The organism is Nonomuraea phyllanthi, from assembly GCF_006334985.2.
Lineage (GTDB): Bacteria > Actinomycetota > Actinomycetes > Streptosporangiales > Streptosporangiaceae > Nonomuraea > Nonomuraea phyllanthi.
In genome coordinates this window covers 94140-114531 of record NZ_VDLX02000024.1, presented here as the reverse complement: position 1 = coordinate 114531, position 20392 = coordinate 94140, and the positions used below count along the sequence as shown (strand labels likewise).

General features: G+C 69.7%; 17 protein-coding genes and 3 tRNA genes. 10 read left to right on the top strand and 10 right to left on the bottom strand.

The features are described from left to right. On the bottom strand, nucleotides 1–651 hold the full coding sequence (locus FH608_RS43625) for a response regulator (protein ID WP_139636924.1): 651 nt from the start codon (nucleotides 649–651) through the stop codon (nucleotides 1–3). 35 nt (nucleotides 652–686) lie between these two features. Here FH608_RS43625 and FH608_RS43620 point away from each other — a divergent pair, with 35 nt between their 5' ends. Together FH608_RS43620 and lpdA are read left to right on the top strand one after the other, a co-directional pair. Continuing rightward, nucleotides 687–1061 carry a tautomerase family protein gene (locus tag FH608_RS43620; protein ID WP_139636923.1) on the top strand — a complete coding sequence of 125 codons (375 nt, stop codon included), beginning with the start codon at nucleotides 687–689 and terminating at the stop codon, nucleotides 1059–1061. A 20-nt stretch (nucleotides 1062–1081) separates the two neighbouring features. Beyond that, the gene (gene lpdA, locus FH608_RS43615; protein ID WP_139636922.1) at nucleotides 1082–2461 is read left to right on the top strand and encodes a dihydrolipoyl dehydrogenase; all 1380 of its coding nucleotides are present in this window, start codon (nucleotides 1082–1084) and stop codon (nucleotides 2459–2461) included. Between the two features lie 34 nt (nucleotides 2462–2495). On the opposite strand, the gene FH608_RS43610 is transcribed toward lpdA, so the two are convergent. After that, entirely contained in the window at nucleotides 2496–2960 is a 465-nt protein-coding gene (locus FH608_RS43610) for an anthrone oxygenase family protein (protein ID WP_139636921.1), read from the bottom strand. A 144-nt stretch (nucleotides 2961–3104) separates the two neighbouring features. Between FH608_RS43610 and FH608_RS43605 the strand changes: the two genes are divergently transcribed. From FH608_RS43605 to FH608_RS43590, 4 genes are all read left to right on the top strand, one after another. Further along, on the top strand, nucleotides 3105–3611 hold the full coding sequence (locus FH608_RS43605) for a hypothetical protein (RefSeq protein ID WP_226900436.1): 507 nt from the start codon (nucleotides 3105–3107) through the stop codon (nucleotides 3609–3611). Between the two features lie 77 nt (nucleotides 3612–3688). Further along, complete coding sequence (locus tag FH608_RS43600) at nucleotides 3689–4480, top strand: hypothetical protein (RefSeq protein ID WP_139636920.1); 792 nt, start codon at nucleotides 3689–3691, stop codon at nucleotides 4478–4480. Nucleotides 4481–4601: 121 nt separating this feature from the next. Further along, the gene (locus FH608_RS43595; protein WP_139636919.1) at nucleotides 4602–6641 is read left to right on the top strand and encodes a cellulose binding domain-containing protein; all 2040 of its coding nucleotides are present in this window, start codon (nucleotides 4602–4604) and stop codon (nucleotides 6639–6641) included. Between the two features lie 115 nt (nucleotides 6642–6756). Continuing rightward, complete coding sequence (locus FH608_RS43590) at nucleotides 6757–10368, top strand: S8 family peptidase (protein ID WP_139636918.1); 3612 nt, start codon at nucleotides 6757–6759, stop codon at nucleotides 10366–10368. A 21-nt stretch (nucleotides 10369–10389) separates the two neighbouring features. On the opposite strand, the gene FH608_RS43585 is transcribed toward FH608_RS43590, so the two are convergent. Both FH608_RS43585 and cpt read right to left on the bottom strand, forming a co-directional pair. Continuing rightward, the gene (locus tag FH608_RS43585; RefSeq protein ID WP_139636917.1) at nucleotides 10390–11370 is read right to left on the bottom strand and encodes a helix-turn-helix domain-containing protein; all 981 of its coding nucleotides are present in this window, start codon (nucleotides 11368–11370) and stop codon (nucleotides 10390–10392) included. A 235-nt stretch (nucleotides 11371–11605) separates the two neighbouring features. Next, nucleotides 11606–12148, bottom strand: coding sequence for a chloramphenicol phosphotransferase CPT (gene cpt, locus FH608_RS43580; protein ID WP_139636916.1), 543 nt, complete (start codon nucleotides 12146–12148; stop codon nucleotides 11606–11608). Between the two features lie 150 nt (nucleotides 12149–12298). On the opposite strand from cpt, the gene FH608_RS43575 reads away from it, so the two are divergent. Together FH608_RS43575 and FH608_RS43570 are read left to right on the top strand one after the other, a co-directional pair. Beyond that, entirely contained in the window at nucleotides 12299–12841 is a 543-nt protein-coding gene (locus FH608_RS43575) for an MOSC domain-containing protein (protein ID WP_139636915.1), read from the top strand. A gap of 130 nt (nucleotides 12842–12971) precedes the next feature. Then, nucleotides 12972–13520, top strand: coding sequence for a GNAT family N-acetyltransferase (locus FH608_RS43570; RefSeq protein ID WP_139636914.1), 549 nt, complete (start codon nucleotides 12972–12974; stop codon nucleotides 13518–13520). Between the two features lie 92 nt (nucleotides 13521–13612). Here FH608_RS43570 and FH608_RS43565 read toward each other — a convergent pair whose 3' ends face one another. The 5 genes from FH608_RS43565 to FH608_RS43545 all read right to left on the bottom strand — a co-directional run bounded on the left by FH608_RS43565 (nucleotide 13613) and on the right by FH608_RS43545 (nucleotide 18314). Beyond that, a complete protein-coding gene (locus FH608_RS43565; RefSeq protein ID WP_139636913.1) occupies nucleotides 13613–15742 on the bottom strand; it encodes a prolyl oligopeptidase family serine peptidase in 2130 nt (709 codons plus the stop codon). A gap of 684 nt (nucleotides 15743–16426) precedes the next feature. After that, nucleotides 16427–16500, bottom strand: a tRNA-Phe gene (locus FH608_RS43560). A gap of 5 nt (nucleotides 16501–16505) precedes the next feature. Then, nucleotides 16506–16580 (bottom strand) — tRNA-Asp (locus FH608_RS43555). 89 nt (nucleotides 16581–16669) lie between these two features. Beyond that, nucleotides 16670–16742: transfer RNA gene (locus FH608_RS43550), tRNA-Glu, on the bottom strand. After that, nucleotides 16743–18314, bottom strand: coding sequence for a metallophosphoesterase family protein (locus FH608_RS43545; RefSeq protein WP_139636912.1), 1572 nt, complete (start codon nucleotides 18312–18314; stop codon nucleotides 16743–16745). A 33-nt stretch (nucleotides 18315–18347) separates the two neighbouring features. Between FH608_RS43545 and FH608_RS43540 the strand changes: the two genes are divergently transcribed. Both FH608_RS43540 and FH608_RS43535 read left to right on the top strand, forming a co-directional pair. Further along, a complete protein-coding gene (locus FH608_RS43540) occupies nucleotides 18348–18698 on the top strand; it encodes a metallopeptidase family protein (protein ID WP_394367738.1) in 351 nt (116 codons plus the stop codon). 109 nt (nucleotides 18699–18807) lie between these two features. Beyond that, on the top strand, nucleotides 18808–20070 hold the full coding sequence (locus tag FH608_RS43535; protein ID WP_317135616.1) for an MFS transporter: 1263 nt from the start codon (nucleotides 18808–18810) through the stop codon (nucleotides 20068–20070). On the opposite strand, the gene FH608_RS43530 is transcribed toward FH608_RS43535, so the two are convergent. Continuing rightward, a complete protein-coding gene (locus FH608_RS43530) occupies nucleotides 20071–20355 on the bottom strand; it encodes a PspC domain-containing protein (protein WP_139636909.1) in 285 nt (94 codons plus the stop codon). It lies immediately after the preceding gene. Between the last annotated feature and the right edge of the window lie 37 nt (nucleotides 20356–20392).

Below are 20392 nucleotides of genomic sequence, written 5' to 3'. Positions count from 1 at the left end.
TCAGGCTACCAATCCGGCCTCGTGGGCGATGATCGCGGCCTGCACGCGGTTGCGGACGTCGAGCCGGGTGAGGATCGCGCTCACGTACGCCTTCACCGTGCCCTCGACGACGTGCAGCTCGCGGGCGATCTCGGCGTTGGACAGGCCGGCCCCGAGCAGGGCCAGCACCTCGCGCTCGCGTTCTGTCAGAGCCTCGACGCGGTCGCGGGCCCTGGCGCCCTTGGCCATCCGGCCGCCGGCCAGCTGCGCTATCACCCGCTGGGCCACCTTGGGCGACAGGTACGCCGCGCCCTCGGCCACCGCGTGGATCCCGGCGATCAGCTCGCGCGGGTCGCCCGACTTGAGCAGGAACCCGCTGGCCCCCACGTCGAGCGCCTTGGCGATGTAGTCGTCCTCCCCGAATGTGGTCAGCATCACCACCGCCGTGCTCGGCGCGACCCGGCGCAGCTCGGCCGCCGCGGCCAGCCCGTCGAGCCTCGGCATGCGGATGTCGAGCAGCGCCACGTCGGGGTGGTGGCTGAGGGTCAGGTCGACGGCCTGCCTGCCGTCGCCCGCCTCGGCCACCACCTCCAGTGACGGGTCGGAGTCGAGGATCGCCCGGACCCCGGCGCGGATCATCGCCTCGTCGTCGGCGAGAAGTATGCGGATCACGTGCTCTATCTTGGCCGACCCTAGGATGGGCCGGTATGGCACAGGTGAAGGTGTACGGGCGCAGGGACGTCTGGGCCGGGCGGCAGCGAGAGGTCTCCGACCTGCTGCAGTCGTGCCTGGTGAGCGCGTGGGGACTGCCGCCGGAGAAGCGGTTCCACCGCTTCCTGCTGCTGGACGAGGACGACTTCGTCTGCCCGGCGCGCAGCGAGCGCTACCTCATCATCGAGGTGATCTGTTTCACGGGACGCAGCGACGACGCCAAGCGGGCGCTGATCAGGGAGATCTACGACAAATCCGGCTATGATCCGGAGGACGTCGAGATCACCATCATCGACACGCCCAAGGTCAACTGGGGAATCCGCGGGGTGCCCGCCGACGAGCTGACCCTCTCGTACAAGGTCGATGTCTAGCTGGCGGTATGGTCCGACTCATGAGCACTCACTATGACGTCGTCGTCCTCGGCGCTGGCCCGGGAGGTTACACGGCCGCGGTCCGCGCCGCCCAGCTCGGGCTGCGCACCGCGGTCGTCGAGGAGAAGTACTGGGGTGGCGTCTGCCTGAACGTGGGCTGCATCCCATCCAAGGCGCTGCTGCGCAACGCCGAGCTGGCCCACATCTTCAACAACGAGGCCAAGACGTTCGGCATCAGCGGCGAGGTCACCTTCGACTACGGGGCGGCCTTCCAGCGCAGCCGCAAGGTGGCCGACGGGCGGGTCAAGGGCGTTCACTACCTGATGAAGAAGAACGCCATCACGGAGTACGACGGCCGGGGCACGTTCCTCGACGCCAACACGCTCCAGGTGAACGGCGAGACGATCACGTTCTCCCACTGCATCATCGCGGCCGGCGCGACCACCCGGCTGATCCCCGGCACGCGGCTGTCCGAGCGCGTGGTGACGTACGAGGAGCAGATCCTCACCGAGGAGCTGCCCGGCAGCATCATCATCGCGGGCGCCGGCGCGATCGGCGTGGAGTTCGCGTACGTGCTGCACAACTACGGCGTCAAGGTGACGATCGTGGAGTTCCTCGACCGCATGGTGCCGCTGGAGGACGCCGACGTGTCGGCCGAGCTGGCCAAGCGCTACAAGCGGCTCGGCATCGAGGTGCTGACCTCGACCCGCGTGGACGCCATCGAGGACACCGGCGCCTCCGTCAAGGTCACCGTCACCAGGGGCGACCAGACGCAGGTGCTGGAGGCCGACAAGGTGCTGCAGGCCATCGGGTTCCAGCCGCGCGTCGAGGGCTACGGCCTGGACAAGACGGGCGTGGCGCTGACCGAGCGGGGCGCCATCGCGGTCGACGGGCGCTGCCGGACGAACGTGCCGCACATCTTCGCCATCGGCGACGTCACCGCCAAGCTGATGCTGGCGCACGCGGCGGAGGCCATGGGCATCATCGCCGCCGAGACGATCGCCGACGCGGAGACCATGGAGCTCGACTACGTGATGATCCCGCGGGCGACCTACTGCCAGCCGCAGGTGGCGAGCTTCGGCTACACCGAGGCGCAGGCGCGCGACCTCGGTTATGACGTGAAGGTGGCGAAGTTCCCGTTCACGGCCAACGGCAAGGCGCACGGCCTCGGCGACAGCGGCGGCTTCGTGAAGATCATCAGCGATGACACGCACGGCGAGCTGCTGGGCGCCCACCTGATCGGGCCCGAGGTCACCGAGCTGCTGCCGGAGCTGACGCTGGCCCAGCAGTGGGACCTGACGGTGCACGAGGTCGCGCGCAACGTCCACGCGCACCCCACCCTCGGAGAGGCGGTCAAGGAGGCGATCCACGGCCTCGCCGGACACATGATCAACATGTAGCCTTCAGCGGTCCGGTACGGCGCCGCCGTACCGGTCATTCCCAGAGGTACAGCGCGGCGCCCAGCAGGGCCACGGCGAGCGCGCAGGCCCAGCCGCGCACGCTGTTCCAGCGGGTCCAGCGCGGCGCGTAGCCGGGCCAGCCCACCTCGCCCGCGTCGAGCGCGTTGTTCAGCGGCACGTTGACCGCGGCCGTCACCCCGATGGAGCCGAGGAAGCCGGCCACGGCGGCGGCGACGGCCAGCGCGCCCGGCAGGACGGCCCCGGCGACCAGCAGCAGGACCCCGGCCACCAGCGCGGCGACCGGCGACAGGGTGAACGTCGGCAGGAACCGCGGGTTGAGGATCTTCCTGTTGACGCTGCGCATGGCGGCGGCGGCCGGCTCCTCGCCGACGGCGTCGAGTGCCGGCATGACCGCCGTCGAGAACGCGAAGTAGATGCCCGCCATCAGCCCGTTGAGCACGAGGGCGAGGATCGCCACGGCGGCCGCGAGTACGTCCATGGGCAAATCATCCCGCACTGTCGGAATCCATGCCACGCAGAATGCATTCTCACGAGATCTTCAGATTTCGCACATGAAGCTCTGAGGGAGCGCGGAAAGCGTGGAGCCGACCGGAGCTCGTCTCGTACCGGATGGTGGTCCCGCATGGCCTCAACCTCGACCTCGACCCCGACGTCACCGAAGCTCGCCGCCCGCCCCGCGGGCCTCGCCGCGGTGCGGATCGGCCTGCTCGCGCTGGTCGCGATCGGCATCGCGGGCGCCGCGCTGGAGCTCGCCTTCGAGCGCCACTGGCAGACCCCGGTGCAGCTCATCCCGTGGGTGGCATTGGCCCTGCTCGCGTTCGCGCTGGTCGTGCTGGCCGCGCGCGACACCCCGCGCGCGACCGCCGTGGTACGGATCGTCGCGCTGGTCGTCCTGCTCGCGTCCGCGTACGGCGTCTTCATGCACGTGTCCGTCAACCACGGCATGGGCGCGATGGACCCGTCGTGGGACACGCTCTCGCCACTCACGCAGTGGTGGTACGCGCTGACCAAGTCGGTCGGCCAGGCTCCGCCGCTCGCGCCCGGCATGCTCGCCCAGAGCGCGCTGCTGCTCGGGGTGGCCACGCTGATCTCGCGGACGAGGCGGGATTCCTGCACCTTCTCTGAATAATTCACAACCTTTCCGGCATTTCCCACGTCACACTCCCACACGAAGCGCTTTGTGACTTGTGAGGCTGGTGAGGTTCCATGGGTCGTACCCTCTTAGCGGGCGTCGCGATGGCGGCGGTCGTGCTCGGCGGCCACGGGGCCGCCGCCGGCGCGAGCCCCCGTCCCGCCGCGGCCCAGCCCAGGCCCGCAGTGGCCGAGCCGCGGCCCGCCGTGCCGGTGGCCACGGCGTCCGCTCCCGCCGGCGTCGCGGACGATCTCGAATGCCTGCGGCTCAGGGGCGCGCGGGCGTGCGTCGGGCCGGACGGCAGCGAGCGTCCGGGAATCACGATCGAGGACACGGCGAACGACCACTACCACCCGGCCGTCGAGTACTACCTCAACGGCTATCTCGGCACCAAGTACGTCATCCACAACACCGGCCGCAAGGGCGCGGTACGGGGCACCCGCGAGATCGGGCGGGTCGTGACCTTCAGGGCCGCCATCTACAACGGCGACCGCCGGGTCAAGTACGGCAAGTGGAAGACCGTCCACGACATGACGAAATATCCCGTCAAGCGGCAGACGCGGGTGACCCCCGCCGCCGCCCGCGCCCGCTCCAAGACGTGCACCTCCACCAAGGGCGCCGCCACCCTCTGCTTCGGCGGGCGCGACACGTTCGTCTTCGCCTGCGACACCCGCGCCGACCGGCGCCAGGCGCGCGCCGAGTACTACGTCGCCGGCGACCCGACGGCCCGGTTCGAGATCCACCAGCTGGCCGGGACGAACACCTGCGGCAAGGCCGAGCACGGCGAGCTGCGCATCAGCATGTACCGCGCCTCGGTGTTCAACGGCAACCAGCGGATCGCCACCAGGCTGTACAAGTACAACTGACCGGTGGCGTGAAAGTTTCAGCGACGTTTGACGGGCATCGCGGCACCCCTCCATGATCATGGTGCCTCCTGGTCAGGAGGAGGCGTCGAGTGATCAACGCTGACCATGGCGAGGTACGCCGATGCCCCGAACGTTGTTACGAGCCGCGTCCGCCTTCGCGCTGACGCTGACCGCCCTGAGCGCGCCCGCGGCGCACGCCGACGACGTCACCCCCGTAGCGGTGACCGTCAACGCACGTGCGGCACTGGCCACCGTCCCCGAGACCGGCATAGGCACCAACCATGCGATCTGGGACAGCAATCTGGGCACCGACGAGACCGCCGACCTGCTCAAGGACGCGGGGGTCAAGCTGCTGCGCTATCCGGGCGGCTCCTACTCCGACATCTACCACTGGGCCGACCACACCGCCCCCGGCGGCTACGTGGCCCCGGACACCGACTTCGACACCTTCATGAGCGGCGTGCGGCGTACCGGGGCGCAGGCGATGGTGACCGCCAACTACGGCACCGGCACCGCCGAGGAGGCCGCGGCCTGGGTGCGCCAGGCCAACGTCGTCAAGGGCTACGGCGTCAAGCTCTGGGAGATCGGCAACGAGAACTACGGCAACGGCCACTACGGCGCCGCCTGGGAGGCCGACGACCACGCCGACAAGAGCCCGGCCGAGTACGCCCGCACCGTCGTCGCGTACGCCGACGCCATGAAGGCGGTCGACCCCACGATCAAGATCGGCGCGGTGCTGACCACGCCCGCCAACTGGCCCGACGCGATCACGGCCGAGGGCGACGACGGCAGCTGGAACAAGGTCGTCCTGTCCACCGCCGGCTCGAAGATCGACTTCGTGATCCTGCACTGGTACCCGGGCACGCTGGACAAGGTCGGGCACGTGCCCGACATGATCCAGCTCACCCGCGAGCAGATCGCCGCGTACGCGGGCCCCGGCTCGGAGCGGATCGGCATCGCGATGACCGAGTTCAACACCGGCTCCAGCAGCAACGGCACCAACACCCAGCCCGGCGCGCTGGCCGCCGCCGACTCGTACGCGACGCTGCTGGCGAACGGCGTCTTCACGGTCGACTGGTGGAACGTGCACAACGGCATCGGCGCCGTCACGGAGGTCGCGGGGCACACCGACTACGGCGACTTCGGCCTGCTGTCGAGCGGCGTCTGCAACTCCGACGGCAGCGTCTGCGAGCCGGCGCTCAACACGCCCTTCGCGCCGTACTACGCGCTGGAGATGGTGAGCAGGTTCGCCCGGCCGGGTGACCAGTTCGTCCGGGCCGCGTCCGGCGAGGCGAAGGTCAGCGCGCACGCCGCCCGCAGGCCGAACGGCGACCTGGCGGTCATGCTCGTCAACACCTCGGCGGACACGTCGTACCCCGTCGAGATCGACTACTCCGGCTACAGCCCGGCCTCGGGCGCGCCCACCGTGCTGACCCACACCAACGGCGCCACGAGCATCACCACATCGACCGGGGGCAGCGCGACGGCCAGGACCCTGCCGCCGCTCTCGCTGACCACGCTGGTGCTGCACCCCGCCGCGCCGCAGGCCGGCCGCCCCGGCGCGCCAGGGCAGCCGGTAGCCTCCCAGGTAACGGACACGTCCGCCAAGATCTCCTGGCCGGCCGCCTCCCCCGGCTCGCGCCCGATCGTCAAGTACGAGGTCCACCGCCAGAACGGCGCCGTCAGCGAGCAGCTCGGCGAGACCTCCGGGACCTCGTTCACGCCGCACAACCTCAAGCCCGGCACCCGCTACACCGTCAACGTCATCGCGCGGGACAGCGCGGGCGACCTGTCGTGGGCCTCGCCGCCGCTGACGTTCACCACCGGCACGCCCGCGACCAGCTCCTGCTCGGTGCGGCTGACCATCCAGTCGGACTGGGCCAGCGGGTACGTCGGCGCCGTCGACATCACCAACGACGGCGCCCCCGTCAGCGGCTGGACCCTGAACTTCAGCTGGCCGAGGACATGGCAGAGCCTCGGCAGCGGCTGGAGCGGCGTCTGGACGCAGGACGGGTCGGACGTGAAGGTCGTCAACGAGGCCGGCAACGGCTCGCTCGGCACGGGCGCGACGGCCACGATCGGCTTCGTCGGCAACTACAGCGGGCCGAACGTCCTGCCGTCCGTCTTCACCTTCAACGGCACCGTCTGCACCACCCGCTGATCACCCGCTGATCATCGGGACCCTCCTGGCCTGACTGTCGTCTTGACGACATGTCGCTGTTTGACCAGGCCAGGGGGGTCCTACGCGCGGGCGTGATCCTCCATTCTTGCGTGTCATGAGATGGATCACCCGTTTCGCCGCCGTGGGCGCGGGCCTGGCGATGACAGCCGTACCGGTGCCCGCGCGGGCCGCGGCGCCCGAGCCCGCGGTCCCCTCAGACCCGCACCACGTGACGCTGATCACCGGTGACGTCGTGACGGTGCGGGACTTCCCCGGCGGCAGGCACGCCGCCACCGTACGGCCCGGCAAGGGCCGCGAGGACGTCAGGTTCTTCACCAAGGAGGAGAACGGCGACCTCGTGGTCACGCCGGCCGACATGGTGCCGTACCTCTCCCGCGGCCTCATGGACGAGCGGCTGTTCGCGGTCACCGACCTGATCGAGCAGGGGTACGACGACGAGAGCAGCGACGTGCTGCCGCTCATCCTGTCCTACAAGGACAGCGGCGCGCGGGCCGTCACGCTGCACAGCGTCAACGCCCGCACGTTACGGGCCGACAAGGACGCGCTGCCCGTCCTGTGGGGCCCGGAGCAGTCCGCCGAGCGCTCCGCCCCGGGCGAGCCGCGCCTTCGCGACGGGCTGGCCAGGATCTGGCTCGACGGGAAGGTCACCGCGTCGCTGGAGCACAGCGTCCCGCAGGTCGGCGCGCCCCAGGCGTGGCAGGACGGGTACGACGGGACGGGCGTGAAGGTCGCCGTCCTGGACACCGGGATCGACCAGAGCCACCCCGACGTCGCGGACAAGATCACCGAGGTCCGCAACTTCACCGACGACCCCTCGGCCAAGGACGAGCACGGCCACGGCACCCACGTCGCCGCCACCGTGGCGGGCACCGGCGCGGCGTCGGACGGCCTGCGCAAGGGCGTCGCGCCCGGCGCCGAGCTGGTCATCGGCAAGGTGCTGGACGCCACGGGCAGCGGCTCCGAGTCCCAGGTACTCGCGGGCATGGAGTGGGCCGCCCAGGAGAGCGGCGCCGACGTCGTCAACATGAGCCTCGGCGGCGGCCCCACCGACGGCACCGACCCGCTCAGCACCGCCGTGGACGTGCTGACGGAGCGGACCGGCAGCCTGTTCGTGATCGCGGCGGGCAACGAGGGCGACGAGTACACGGTCGGCTCGCCGGGCGCCGCCGGCTCCGCGCTGACCGTCGGCGCGGTGGACGCGAACGACGCGCTCGCACCCTTCTCCAGCCGCGGCCCGCGCCTGGACGAGGCGATCAAGCCGGACATCACCGCGCCCGGCGTGAACATCACCGCCGCCCGCGCGGCCGGCACCGGCCTGGGCACGCCGCTCGACGACAGGTACACCCGCCTGTCCGGCACGTCCATGGCCACGCCGCACGTGGCCGGCGCGGCGGCGATCCTGGCCCAGCGCCACCCCGGCTGGAAGGCCGGGCAGCTCAAGGACGCCCTGGTGTCCACCGCCAGGACCATCTCGGGGCAGACCCCGTACGAGCAGGGCGGCGGCCGCCTGGACGTGGCCCGCGCCGAGCGCCAGGCCCTCACCGCCACCGCCTCGCTCAGCCTCGGCGTGCACGAGGACGGCGCCACGGACTCCCCCGGCGGCACCATCACCTACACCAACACGGGCCAGACCCCCGTCTCCCTGACCCTCGCTCCCTCCCTCACCAACCTGGACGGCACCGCGCCGGGCGAGGGAGCGGTGAGCCTGTCCGCCACGACGCTGACGGTCGACGCGGGAGCCACCGCCACCGTCCAGGCCACCGTGGACCTCGCGAGGCTGACCCACGGCAGGCACGCCGGCTACGTCACCGCCACCACGGCGGACGGCTCTGTGGCCGCGCACACCACGCTCGCGCTGACCCGGCGCGGCAGGACGCACAAGGTGCACTTCACCGGCGTCGGACGCGACGGCCACCCGGCGCGCGTGCCGCTGATCGCCCTGTACGGCGCCTCCAGCAGGGACGACGCGTACGGCTTCATCAACCACGAGGACGAGGGCTGGACGGTGGAGGTGCCCGAGGGCACGTACCACATGCAGTCGATCATGGGTGAGACCAGCGAAGAGCTGCCCGTCGACACCCTCGTCGTCAAGCCCGAACTGCCCGTCACCGCGGACATGGAGGTCGTGCTCGACGCCAGGACCGCCGTACCCGTCGAGATCAAAACCTCCCAGCCGGTCATGCAGGAGGGCATCTCCACCTACTTCACCCACCGCACCTATGGCTCTCGCACGATCACGCTGGGCTCGATGAACTTCCCCTCGGTCGAGGGCCTCGCCGTCACGCCCACCGCGCCGGTCGCCGACGGCACGTTCGAGTTCGCCTCCCGCTGGCAGCTGGCCGCTCCCCGGGCGACGGCCCGGCTGGGCCGCGACGCGCTCGTGGTCCGTCCCACGATCAGGTCCCCGGAGATCGCGGGCAGGAAGCGCTGGCCGCTCGCCGAATTCGGCGCGGAGGACGTGCGCGGCAAGGCGGTCGTCATCGCCAGCGAGGTGTTCGGCGACTGGACGGCCAAGCTCAAGGGTCTCGCGGAGGCCGGCGCGGCGGCGGCGATCGTCGTCGGGCCCGACGGCCGCGCCATGTGGCAGCCCTGGTCGCCCGTCGGCACCCGCGACCCGCTGCCCACGCTGATGATCACGCACGATCGCGGCCAGGCGCTGCTGGAGCGGGCCGGGGCCGGCGACGCCGTGCTGGAGGTGACCGGCGCCTTCGCGACCCCGTACCTGTACGAGGTCATGCAGGTCTCCCCCGGCCGCGTCCCCGAGCGCGTCGTGCACGAGGTGAGCTGGCGCAACACCGCGCTCGTCGACACGGGCTACCACGAGTCCGGCGGCGGCTCGTACGGCAAGGACCAGCGGTTCGGCTGGCGGCCGTGGCAGGAGTACGACCTGGACCTGCAGATGGAGACCCAGCGCGTGGTGCGCACGCCGCTGCACAGGGCCGAGTACATCAGCGCCGGCGACACGCAGTGGCAGCACGTGGTCCAGCACATGCACACCTGGGAGTCCATGAACCGGCTGCGCGGCGGCCTGACCGACGTGCCCAGGGCGTACCGGGCGGGCGAGGTCGTCAAGGAGCGGTGGTTCGCTCCCGTCGTACGCCCGGCCGCGACGTCCGCCACCCGCACCGGCGACGTGCTCTCGATCCACGTGCCCGAGTTCGTGGACGCCGACGGCCACCAGGGCTACGCGGGCGGCAGCGGCGACAAGGACACCACGAAGGCCCGCTTCCACCGCGACGGGCAGCTCGTGGAGGAGCGCGCGAACCTGCGCGGCGACTTCCCCGCCGTGCCGGAGGACGCGGAGTACCGCCTGGAGCTCTCCACGACCCGCACCTCGGAGGAGTGGCGCTACGCCACGGCCACCGAGACCTCGTGGACCTTCCGCTCCGGGGCGGGCGACGGCCCGCTGCCCCTGCTGGGCGTCGACTACGACGTGCCCGCCGACCTGGAGGGCACGGTGCGCCGCACGCTTCCGGTCACGCTCGGGTTCACCGCTCGGGACGCCAGGCGGCTGACGGTCGAGATGTCGTACGACGACGGGACGTCGTGGCGGCAGCTGGGGCTCATCCCGCTGGGGCAGGGGCGCTACCGGGCGATCGTCTCCCACCGCGCGACGGACACGGGCGTGTCGCTCCGGGTCACGGCGACGGGCGCCAGGGGCGAACGCTTCGAGCAGACCATCACCCGGGCGTACGGAGTCCGCTAGAGGCTCACAGGGGCTTGTGAGTCATAACCAACGCTCGCGGGCCGCATGCCAGGCAAGCTGCATCCTGGTCTGCGCGCCCGCGAGCCGCATCAGGTGGTAGACGCGGCGCTGCACCGTACGCAGGCTGAGCCCCAGCTGGCTGGCGATCGTCTTCTCCGGCACCCCGGCGACCAGCAGCGACAGCAGATACAGCTCGTCGGCGTCCAGCGGGCAGGCCGCGGCGGCGGCGGTCACCTGCCCGTCCTCCAGGAACCTGATCGGCGTGGCCCGCTCCCACTGCGCCTCGAACAGGGCGATCAGCGCCTCCAGCAGGCTGCTCCCCCGCACCAGCGCGGCCGTCGGCTCGGTCGTCCTGCCCGCGTACTGCACCAGCGGCAGCAGCGCGGCGGCCCGGTCCGCGATCATCATCCGCACCGGCAGCGACCGCACCGCCCTGGCCTGCTCGCCATGCTTGATCCCGTACGCCACGTTGTCCACCATGCCGGGCTCCTCGAGCAGCCCCCGCTCGTAGATCACCCGATAGCTGACCCCGCGGCCGAGCGCCTCCAGCTCCTCGTCGTTGTCCACGGACGGCATCACGACGTGCCCGGCCCGGCAGAAGTACATGACCTCGTCCCTGGCGCTGTCCTGGAGATGGCGTACCTGCTCGCGGAGCGCGGCCCGGCTCGGCAGGATCTCGATCAGCTGGTCGGCGTCCCTGCGCCGCAGGCTCGCCCGGTATTCCTCCGTGAGCTGCTCCACGGCCTGGCGCGCCCAGTCGATCGTCTCCTGCTGGCGTACCAGCCGGGGCCCGAGCGCGACCTCCGGCGCCACCGGCGCGAACCTCCGCCCGCCCACCTCGCGCACGACCCCCGCGCCCTGCATGGCGGCCAGCGCGCGAGCCGCCGCCTCGGACGTGATGCCGAGCTCCTCGGCGAGGTCCTCCAGGTCCGCCTCGCCCGCCCGCACGAGCAACCGGTACGCCCGCTCCTCCACATCACTCAGCCCGGCGACCTCAAGCATGCCCCCATGATGACACGCCCCCCAAACGGCACATTGATCCACATAAGCGGTCGTCTTCCGGGGAGCTTGGGACGCCGTTGAGGAAAACCAGCCGTCAGTCTCGCCGCGGGACGGGACCGATCAACCCACCCAGGCGAGCACCGCACCCCGAACATCAGCCGGACCGCCGCGCCCAGGAACGTCAGCCGGACTGCCGCACGCCGGAACGTCAGCCGGACTCCCGCGCTCCGGGACGTCAGCCGGACTGCCGCACGTGATCGGCGATGACCTTCGCGCACACCAGGGACTCGGTATGAGTGGTGTCCACCTCCAGGCCGTACACCACGCCCTCGTGAACCACCTCGGCCTGCAGCACCGCCATGCCCGGCACCCGGTCCCCCCGAGCGATCTCGCGCTCGGCGGCGACCGCGCCGTCGCACCTGACACCCACCCACAGGACGTCCAGCCCGCCGAGAGCCTTCTGCCACCGCGCCTGGGACGCCCCTCCGCCGAGGAAGACGTCGTCGATGATGACCGGCGCCCCGGCACGGGCCATCGCGGCGAGCCCCTCCATCCACGCCGACTGCAGCGCGATGAACTCGGGCCCGACCTCCACCCCTCCGTCAGGACCGATCTCGAGCCCCGCCTCCGATCCCTCCATGGATCGGGGCATCGCCTCGATGAGCGAGTCGACCCCGAAGGCGAGCCACGGTCGCGGCAGGACCGCCTGCAACTGCCGCACGATCTCGGACTTGCCCGCGCTGGATCCGCCGTTGAGCACGATTACCTGGGTCGTCACGGCGTACACGGTAGAACGTCCACCGCCAAGCCGTACAACCATTTTCGCCCCCGCACCCAGGACCGATGGGCCGGCCTCGGGGCGCCACGGCGGCTGAACTAGGGTCCGGAGTGAAACCAGCACCATCGATCCGGAAGGGGCTCGGACGGGATGAGCGCGACGGTCACGGCGGTCAGCAGCAACGGCCGATACTCCTTCACCAAGCCGAACCGGGAAAGCGTCACCCTGCTCGCCGGCCTCGGCGTGGAGGGTGACGTGCACGCGGGCGTCACGGTCAAGCACCGCTCCCGCGTCGCCAAGAACCCCACCCAGCCCAACCTGCGCCAGGTCCACCTCATCCACGAGGAACTCTTCGCCGAGGTCGCGGCGGCCGGCTTCACGGTCAGGCCCGGCGAGCTCGGCGAGAACATCACCACCAGCGGCATCGACCTGCTCGGCCTGCCGGTCGGCACCCTGCTGCGCCTCGGCGACGAGGCCGTCGTGGAGGTGACCGGGCTGCGCAACCCCTGCGTACAGATCGACAACGTCCAGGACGGCCTGCTCAAGCAGGTCCTCGGCCGCGACGGGGCGGGCAACCTGGTGCGCAGGGCCGGCATCATGAGCATCGTCATCACCGGTGGCGTCGTACGGCCGGGCGACCCGATCGAGGTGGAACTCCCGGCCGAGCCGCATCGCCCCCTCGACCGGGTGTGAGACCCGCACTTCGCCGGGCGGCACTGCCGGACCCCGCCCATGCACGACCTGGCTCTCTCAGCGAACCCAGCGGCAGCGGCGAGGCGACAACCAGATGTCGGCAGCGGGACGGATCGTTTAGCCTCCGGGGATGGAGCTTCGCGAAGAACGGCCGGACGATGCGGGCGCCGTGCGTCACGTCCATCTGCGAGCGTTCGGCGACCATGGCGGAGTAGTGGCCGACCTGGTCGACACCCTGCGCCACGGCATCAGGTCCGGCGAGGGGTTGGCGCTCGTGGCCGAGGCCGCCGGGCAGGTCGTCGGGCACGTCATGTTCACTCGTTGCCTGCTCGACGCCCCTCGGCGGCTGGTCGACGTGCAGGTGCTCAGCCCGCTGGGCGTGCTGCCCGGGCACCAGCGGCAGGGCATCGGCTCGACCCTGGTCCGCACCGGGCTCGCGGCTCTCGCCGAGGGTGAGAGCCCTCTCGTCTTTCTGGAAGGCGATCCCGGCTACTACACCCGCTTCGGATTCGCCCCGGGGGCCGAGCTGGGCTTCCGCAAGCCGTCCCTGCGCATCCCTGACGCCGCCTTCCAGGTGATCAGGCTCCCGGCGTACGAGCCGTGGATGACGGGGACGCTGGTCTACTCCGAGCCGTTCTGGCGTCACGACGCCGTCGGGCTCCGCGACGCCAACGCCTGACGACGCCGGCATGTCCTTGCCGTTCACGAACCAGCGGATGGTGATCGGCGCGACCCGCCGCTTGATTCAAGTAAGTCGCGGTCGGGTCGTTCTCAGCCTGTTGCTGCGCCGGTCTGGTGAAGGCTCATGGTGGTTGTCTTCGTCAGGGACAGGCCGGTGCGTTCCGCGGCGAAGGCCAGGATGTCCGCGGCCAGGGCGCGTTCTTTGCTCGCGGGGGAGGCGGCGTGGGCGGTGTCGGGTTCCCGGCGCATGAGGATCGGCCGGTCACTGCTGGTGGCGTGTTGCAGGGCCGCGCACATTTTGGTGACGTGGGCCTCTCCCGTCTGCAGATCGGTTACCGCGCCGGTGAAGAGGAATGCGGGATAGGGGACTCCGGGCGTGATGGCGTGGTAGGGCGAGTAGGTGAGTAGCCATTGGAGCTGTTCGGGTTCGGAGGCGGTACCGAATTCGTCGGTCCATGTGTGTCCCAGGCCGAAATGCTCGTAGCGCACCATGTCACACAGCGGCCCTTCGGCGACGACCGCGGCGTACAGGTCCGGTCGCTGTACGGCGGCGGCGGTGACCAGGAGCCCGCCGGCGGATTGGCCGAATATCGCCAGTTGGTCGCACGTGGTTCGGCCGGTGGTGATGAGCCAGTTCGCGGCGTCGTTGAAGTCGCTGATCGCGCGGTACTTGTGTGGTCCGCGGCCGGCGTCGTGCCAGCGTTGGCCCTCTTCGCCGCCTCCGCGGACACAGGCGACCGCGTAGGTGCCGCCGGCGCCGACCCATGCGGCCGCCATGGGGAAGAACCAGGGGCGCATCGGCATGCCGAAGCTGCCGTAGCCGTAGAGCAGGGTGGGGCGGGGCCCCTGATGTTCTTCAGCCGGGGTGAACAGCAACAGCGTGATCTCGGTACCGTCGCCGGCGTGATAGCGGACGCTGCGGCTGCGGATTCGTGGACGATGCCCGGCTGTCGAAGCGCCGGCCTGTTGTTCCAGCTCCCCGCTGGTGGCGTCGTAGCGATAGATGGTGGGAGGTGTGGTCGCATCGCAGTAGCTGAACCAGGCGTGGCGTCCGCCCGGAGTGTCGGTACGCAAGGATGACACCACGCCGGCGCCGGGAAGGGGCAAGGTGGTGAGGCTGCCGCCACTGGCCAGGTCGTGGAGGGTCAGGGTGGAGGTGCCATGGCGGGTGCGTGCCACCAGCAGCAGGGGCCGCGGAAGCGCCGGGTCGTCCAGGGCCACACACTCGTCCAAGGGGGCCTGGGGGTCTTCGGCTACCAGGGTTCGCCACGCGGCGGGGTCGGTGTCGTACCGGTGCGCCGTGCAGATGCGGCCACACGGGGCCTGGTGGTCAGTGACCAGCAGCAGATCGTTGTCCGCCAGGAAGCGTGGCAGGACACGGGCCCGTGTGGTGCGCCCGTCCACGATCCTGACGAAGTGCGGGGCCCGCGGATCGATGAGCTCGCCCAGGTACACATCGTTGTGTGAGGTCGGCCCAGCCATCGCGGTGATCGCCAGATGGCGACCGTCGACGCTGACCGTGAGCCCGTAGTAGTGGTCTGGGGCATCCTCTCCCCCGAACACCACCGCGTCGTCCTGCCAGGGCGAACCGATCAGATGCAACCGCACCCGCCGCTGCAAACGCTTGTCTCCGGGCTCCAGTTCCTCGTCAGGAGCACGGCTGACGTAGTAGAACGCCTCCCCTCCCGGCAGCCAGGCGAGCGAGGTGTTACGGGCGCGCGGCAACGGCCCGTCCACTTCCTCGCCGGTACGTACGTCCAGCACCATGATGTCGCTGCCCGGCTGCTCGGCGACCTCCATCTGAACGGCTACCCGTTCGCCCTCGCGCGACGGCCACCAGGTGTACAGCCCGGTGTGACCGGAGGGATCGATCTCGGCCGGATCCACCAGCACCCGCCTGTTGCCCTCGGCGTCGACGACCAGCAGACGGCGTTGCTCGTCCCCACGCAGTTGCTCGGCGAGAAACATGACAGAACCACGCACCATCGGGGGCTCCGACACGCCGAAGGAAGAGACCTGATCCACCAAGGACGCCCACGATCGACTCTCAGACCATCCGGTGCGATATGCGCGGAAGAGACGATCCTGGGCCGCGGCCCAGTCGCGCACGCGCGGATTATCGGCGTCCTCCAGCCATCGGTAGGGATCGGAAACCAAAAATCCGAACAGATCCTCGACCGTATCGCTGCGCCAGGCGGCAGGGTAGAACAATCGCGTCACAAAACCCTCCGGAGCATTGCCCAGACTGCGGTGGATTGAGGTACTGCGGCCTCTACGCACCGCAGTACCTCGACTTACTGGGTTACGACTCGCCGCGGAGAATGTCCGCCTGCCAGCCGCGTACGCCGCCGATGCGGGCACTCGGAGTGGTTTCGCGATACGGCAGGAATCCGTTCATGTCAGCCTCCCGGATTCTTCGAATCGCCCAGAATGGGCGATTATGGGGACACTTATCCCCGCAGCCGCGATCCATAAACACGGCCTCACTCTCAACAGTGCGCGCCAATTCCCCGAACCCCCAGCGCGCGTTAAGCCACTGAACCGGCCGACCATATCGGCCATCCATCATACAAATTCACACAAAAGAGAAAAGCGTGCTGGAATGCCAATCGGAGATCAGTCCCGCACAAAAGTAATTACGCGGACTACCGAGATAGATCCGAGGACTCATGGAGCCCACCCATGGTGGGACCGAGCAACTACTGCTGGTACGCCCGCGCCTGCTTCTCGTAACCGTCCTCGTTGCCTCGACCGCCGGCACGCCCGGGTATGGACGTCCTGGGCCGGCACCGTCCAGAGCTCGTCGATCGAGAGCGGTGGGTCGGGTTGGACGTTGCCGCCGGCGGACACGAAAACGCCCCGGAGCGACAATCGCTTCGGGGCATCTTGGCTGTTCAATGCTTGTGGTCAGGGGCAGGGTCGAACTGCCGACCTTCCGCTTTTCAGGCGGACGCTCGTACCAACTGAGCTACCTGACCCAGAGCGGTCCTGACGGGACTTGAACCCGCGACCTCCACCTTGACAGGGTGGCGAGCACTCCAAACTGCTCTACAGGACCTTGCGTGTCTTGCTGTTTGCGCTCGCTTAGCTTACCAGCTCTTCGGTGACCTTCGGCCAACCGTTTTCCGGTGCGCCAAGCGCTCGCAGTGCCCCCAACGGGATTCGAACCCGTGCCGCCGCCTTGAAAGGGCGGTGTCCTAGGCCGCTAGACGATGGGGGCTCAGGATTCCCTGTCGCCTTCCGTCGGAGACCTCTGAAGCATAGGGGACGATTGCCCTTGATGCCAAAGCGGCTGACCGGCGGCCGACGCAGGAGAGCCGGTGACCGTTCCCGTTGGCGACGGGGTGTCCGTTGGCTCCGGGGAAATCATACGTCGCGGGTCGGGCTCCACGTGACGCTGGATGTACACGGACTGCTCCCCCAGGCCGCCCAGGGTGATGTCGTCCCAGGCGCGCATGCGCTTGGTCTCCCGGTCGAAGTACAGGACCGAGGCCTGGACGGGGGTGGGCTGGGCGTGTTCGAGCGCGCGCAGACCGGCGCCGCCGGTCGAGCCCTGGACGAGCAGGCGGGTGCCCGTGGGGAGCAGGGACGTCTTCCGCTGGTGGGTGTGGCCGGCGAGGATCAGGGGCGCGCGGCCGGAGAAGCCCTTGGCGACGTCGGGGTCGTGGACGGCGATCAGGTCCGGTTCGTCGACCTTGTCGAGGTGGGCGCGGGCGTACGCGGCGAGCGAGGCGGGGTCGGAGGCGGTGTCGACGGTTTTGTCCGGGGTGAAGCGGGGATCGCCCAGGCCGTAGATCTTGAGGCCGGCCACCTTTTCCACCTTGTTGTCGAGGACCACGGAGTTCTTCTGCTTCTCCACCGCTTTCTGGGTGGTCATCGAGTCGTGGTTGCCGCGTACGTACACGTACGGGACCCCCAGGCGGCTGATCTCGTCGACGAACTTGTTCTCGGCCTTGGTGCCGTGGTCGGAGATGTCGCCCGTGTCGATGATCATGTCCACGCCGAACTGGTCCTTGAGCGAGCGGATGACGTTCCAGGCGATGGGATTGATGTGGATGTCGGAGACATGGAGGACACGGATGGTCTTGGGGTCGGTTTCGTACAGAGGCAGGGTGGAGACCGTGTCGTAGAGCTTGGAGACGTTCGTGACGAGTTTGGTGAGTTGCGACCTGTACGACTCGAAACGGGTCACGATCGACTCGGCGCTGCCCACCAGCGACGGCGCGGCGGCGATGAGGCCCGAGTAGCGCGGCTCCACGAGCGAGCTGGGGCGGAAGGTGACGGCGGCCAGCGCTCCGGTGGCCGCGAGGCCCACGGAGGCGGCCAGGAGGCCGAGCAGCGCCACGCGGGGGCGTCTGAAGACGATGAGGACCGCTATGAGCGCCCCCGCCCCCGCGCACAGGAGCGAGCGGATCACGAGCGCGCGCACGCCGTCGAGCAGGTCGCTCTCGATGAGGCCGGGCAGCCGGTCGGCCAGGCGCGGGTCCTGTATGAGGGCTTTGGCGCGTTCCTGGTCGATGTTCTCGAGCGTGATGCGCAGCCGTAGCGGCGCGTCGTGGGTCTCGAACGTGAGCGTGCCGAGCGGGCTGGCGTCCACGACGGTCTCGCCGCTCCACGCCGGCCGCAGGGACATTCCCGTCTCCACGGGACCGATCGGAGCACGTACGGTTCCGCTGAGGACGATGCCGAGCCAGGCGCCGACGGCGGCGATGAACAGCACAGCTGCCGCCTTCGTCACCTTGGAGGTGACCTTGGCGTTAATGATCGCCTTTGGGCTGTGAACGAACTTCATACAGTTTCTTGCCTACCCGAGGGACGGGGCAGAATGGCAAGTGTGATCGAGGTTTCCCGGGAGAAGTTCGAGGAACTCGTGGCCGAGGCATTGGACACCATCCCCACGAACCTCACGAGTGCCATGAGCAACATCGTCGTCACCGTCGTCGATGATCCGCCGGAGCCCCACCTGCTCGGCCTGTACACCGGGGTCCCCCTCACCGAACGCGGCGACTGGTACTCAGCCGTTCTGCCCGACCGCATCGAGATCTACCGCAATCCGATATGCCAGATTTGCGATACGGAAGAGGACGTCGTCAAGGAAGTGCGCATCACGGTCGTCCATGAAGTCGGCCATCACTTCGGCATCGACGACGCCAGGCTTCACGAACTGGGCTGGTAACCCTTTGCTTCTGGTTGGCTGCTTTCGGTTGCGGCCTGCCATAATGATCGGGCACCTTGGTGGAATACCGAGCACCGAAATTCAGGCACAGCGGAGTCCAATGGGGGCCATGCGGGCGCGTCGGCCGCAGGGACGGCATCGCCGTGCCGAAGACCAGGCCACATACGGTGAAGTCATCGCCATCCGGGAGTTCAGGGCGCTCTGGTACGCCCAGGGCCTCTCGCTCCTCGGCGACCAGCTCGCGCAGGTGGCACTGGCCGTGCTGGTCTACGACCGCACGCGCTCGCCGCTTGCCACCGCCGCCGTCTACGCGCTGACCTACCTCCCGTCGATCGTGGGCGGCCCGCTGCTGGCGGGCCTGGCCGACCGGTTCGCGCGCAGGGGCGTCATGCTGACCTGCGACCTGGTCAGAGCCGCGCTGGTGGCCGCGATGGCGGTGCCGGGCATGCCGTTCTGGGCGCTGTGCGGGCTGGTGTTCCTGGTGGTGCTGCTCAGCGCGCCGTTCTCGGCCGCCCGGGCGGCGCTGCTGCCCGAGGTGCTGGAGGGCGACCGCTACGTCATCGGCTCGGCGCTGCAGAACATGACGAACCAGGCCGTACAGATGCTCGGTTTCGCGGCGGGCGGAGCGCTCATCGCCACCATGGGCCCCTACCGGGCGCTCGCTCTGGACGCCGCGACCTTCCTCGGCTCGGCGCTGATCCTGCTCTCAGGGGTACGCCGGCGCCCCGCCGCGAGCCACGACGGCGCGAAACCGTCCATGTGGACCATGACCAGAGCGGGAGCACGGCTCGTGTTCGGGTCGCGGAAGTTGCGGACTCTGGTGCTGTTCGCCTGGCTTGCGGGCTTCTACATCCTGCCTGAGGGCATCGCGGTCCCGTACGCGGCCAGGCTCGCCGACGGCGCCCTGCCGGTGCCCGTCATCACCGGGCTGCTGATGGCGGCGATGCCGACGGGGACGGTGGTGGGGGCGTTCCTGTTCAGCAGGTTCGTGGCGCCGCCGCGGCGGCTGCGCCTCATGGGGTGGATGGCCATGCTGAGCTGCGCGCCCCTGATCGTGACGGTTCTCAGGCCGCCGCTCGAGGTGGTGCTGGCCGCGTGGGTTCTGTCGGGGATCGGTGGGGCGTACCAGCTCGCGGCCAATGCCGCCTTCGTTCAGTACGTACCGGACGAACGTCGCGCACAGGCGTTCGGCCTCGTACAGTCGGGGCTGATGGCCGCACAGGGCATCGGGATCCTGGTCGGCGGGTTCGCGGCGGAGAGACTCGGCCCTGAGCCGGTGGTCGCGCTGGCCGGTGTGGCCGGGCTGACCTGCGCGGCCGTGCTCGCCATGATCTGGACCGAGCCCCGCGAACGCGTGCCCGCCGCGGCGTGATCACGGCTGCGGCTTGTGCTCGCCGCTCCAGTCAGTGCTGCCGCGCTCCTGCTGCTTGCTGACCAGGTCCTGCACGATGGAGGTGTCGCTGTGCTCATCGGGCATGAGCAGCCAGCCGATCGCGTACACGCCGACGCCCAGCCCGCCGAAGAGCGTCGCGATCGCCAGCGCGATGCGTACCATGTTGGGGTCGATCCCGACGTACTCGCCGATGCCCGAGCAGACGCCCGCGACGATCCTGCCCTTGTGGGTCCGACGCAGCTTCTTGCCGTTGAATTCGCTCATGCCTCAAGACTGCCCGAGGGCCTGATATTCGCACATC

What these genes read in the sequence shown, in the direction of transcription:
- FH608_RS43620 (WP_139636923.1), top strand. Translation starts at nt 687, where the DNA reads ATGGCACAGGTGAAGGTGTACGGGCGCAGGGACGTCTGGGCCGGGCGG.
- FH608_RS43575 (WP_139636915.1), top strand. Translation starts at nt 12,299, where the DNA reads ATGAGCGCGACGGTCACGGCGGTCAGCAGCAACGGCCGATACTCCTTC.
- FH608_RS43545 (WP_139636912.1), bottom strand. Translation starts at nt 18,314, where the DNA reads ATGAAGTTCGTTCACAGCCCAAAGGCGATCATTAACGCCAAGGTCACC.
- FH608_RS43590 (WP_139636918.1), top strand. Translation starts at nt 6,757, where the DNA reads ATGAGATGGATCACCCGTTTCGCCGCCGTGGGCGCGGGCCTGGCGATG.
- FH608_RS43595 (WP_139636919.1), top strand. Translation starts at nt 4,602, where the DNA reads ATGCCCCGAACGTTGTTACGAGCCGCGTCCGCCTTCGCGCTGACGCTG.
- FH608_RS43610 (WP_139636921.1), bottom strand. Translation starts at nt 2,960, where the DNA reads ATGGACGTACTCGCGGCCGCCGTGGCGATCCTCGCCCTCGTGCTCAAC.
- FH608_RS43585 (WP_139636917.1), bottom strand. Translation starts at nt 11,370, where the DNA reads ATGCTTGAGGTCGCCGGGCTGAGTGATGTGGAGGAGCGGGCGTACCGG.
- FH608_RS43535 (WP_317135616.1), top strand. Translation starts at nt 18,808, where the DNA reads ATGCGGGCGCGTCGGCCGCAGGGACGGCATCGCCGTGCCGAAGACCAG.
- FH608_RS43605 (WP_226900436.1), top strand. Translation starts at nt 3,105, where the DNA reads ATGGCCTCAACCTCGACCTCGACCCCGACGTCACCGAAGCTCGCCGCC.
- FH608_RS43530 (WP_139636909.1), bottom strand. Translation starts at nt 20,355, where the DNA reads ATGAGCGAATTCAACGGCAAGAAGCTGCGTCGGACCCACAAGGGCAGG.
- FH608_RS43600 (WP_139636920.1), top strand. Translation starts at nt 3,689, where the DNA reads ATGGGTCGTACCCTCTTAGCGGGCGTCGCGATGGCGGCGGTCGTGCTC.
- FH608_RS43570 (WP_139636914.1), top strand. Translation starts at nt 12,972, where the DNA reads ATGGAGCTTCGCGAAGAACGGCCGGACGATGCGGGCGCCGTGCGTCAC.
- FH608_RS43540 (WP_394367738.1), top strand. Translation starts at nt 18,348, where the DNA reads ATGGCAAGTGTGATCGAGGTTTCCCGGGAGAAGTTCGAGGAACTCGTG.
- lpdA (WP_139636922.1), top strand. Translation starts at nt 1,082, where the DNA reads ATGAGCACTCACTATGACGTCGTCGTCCTCGGCGCTGGCCCGGGAGGT.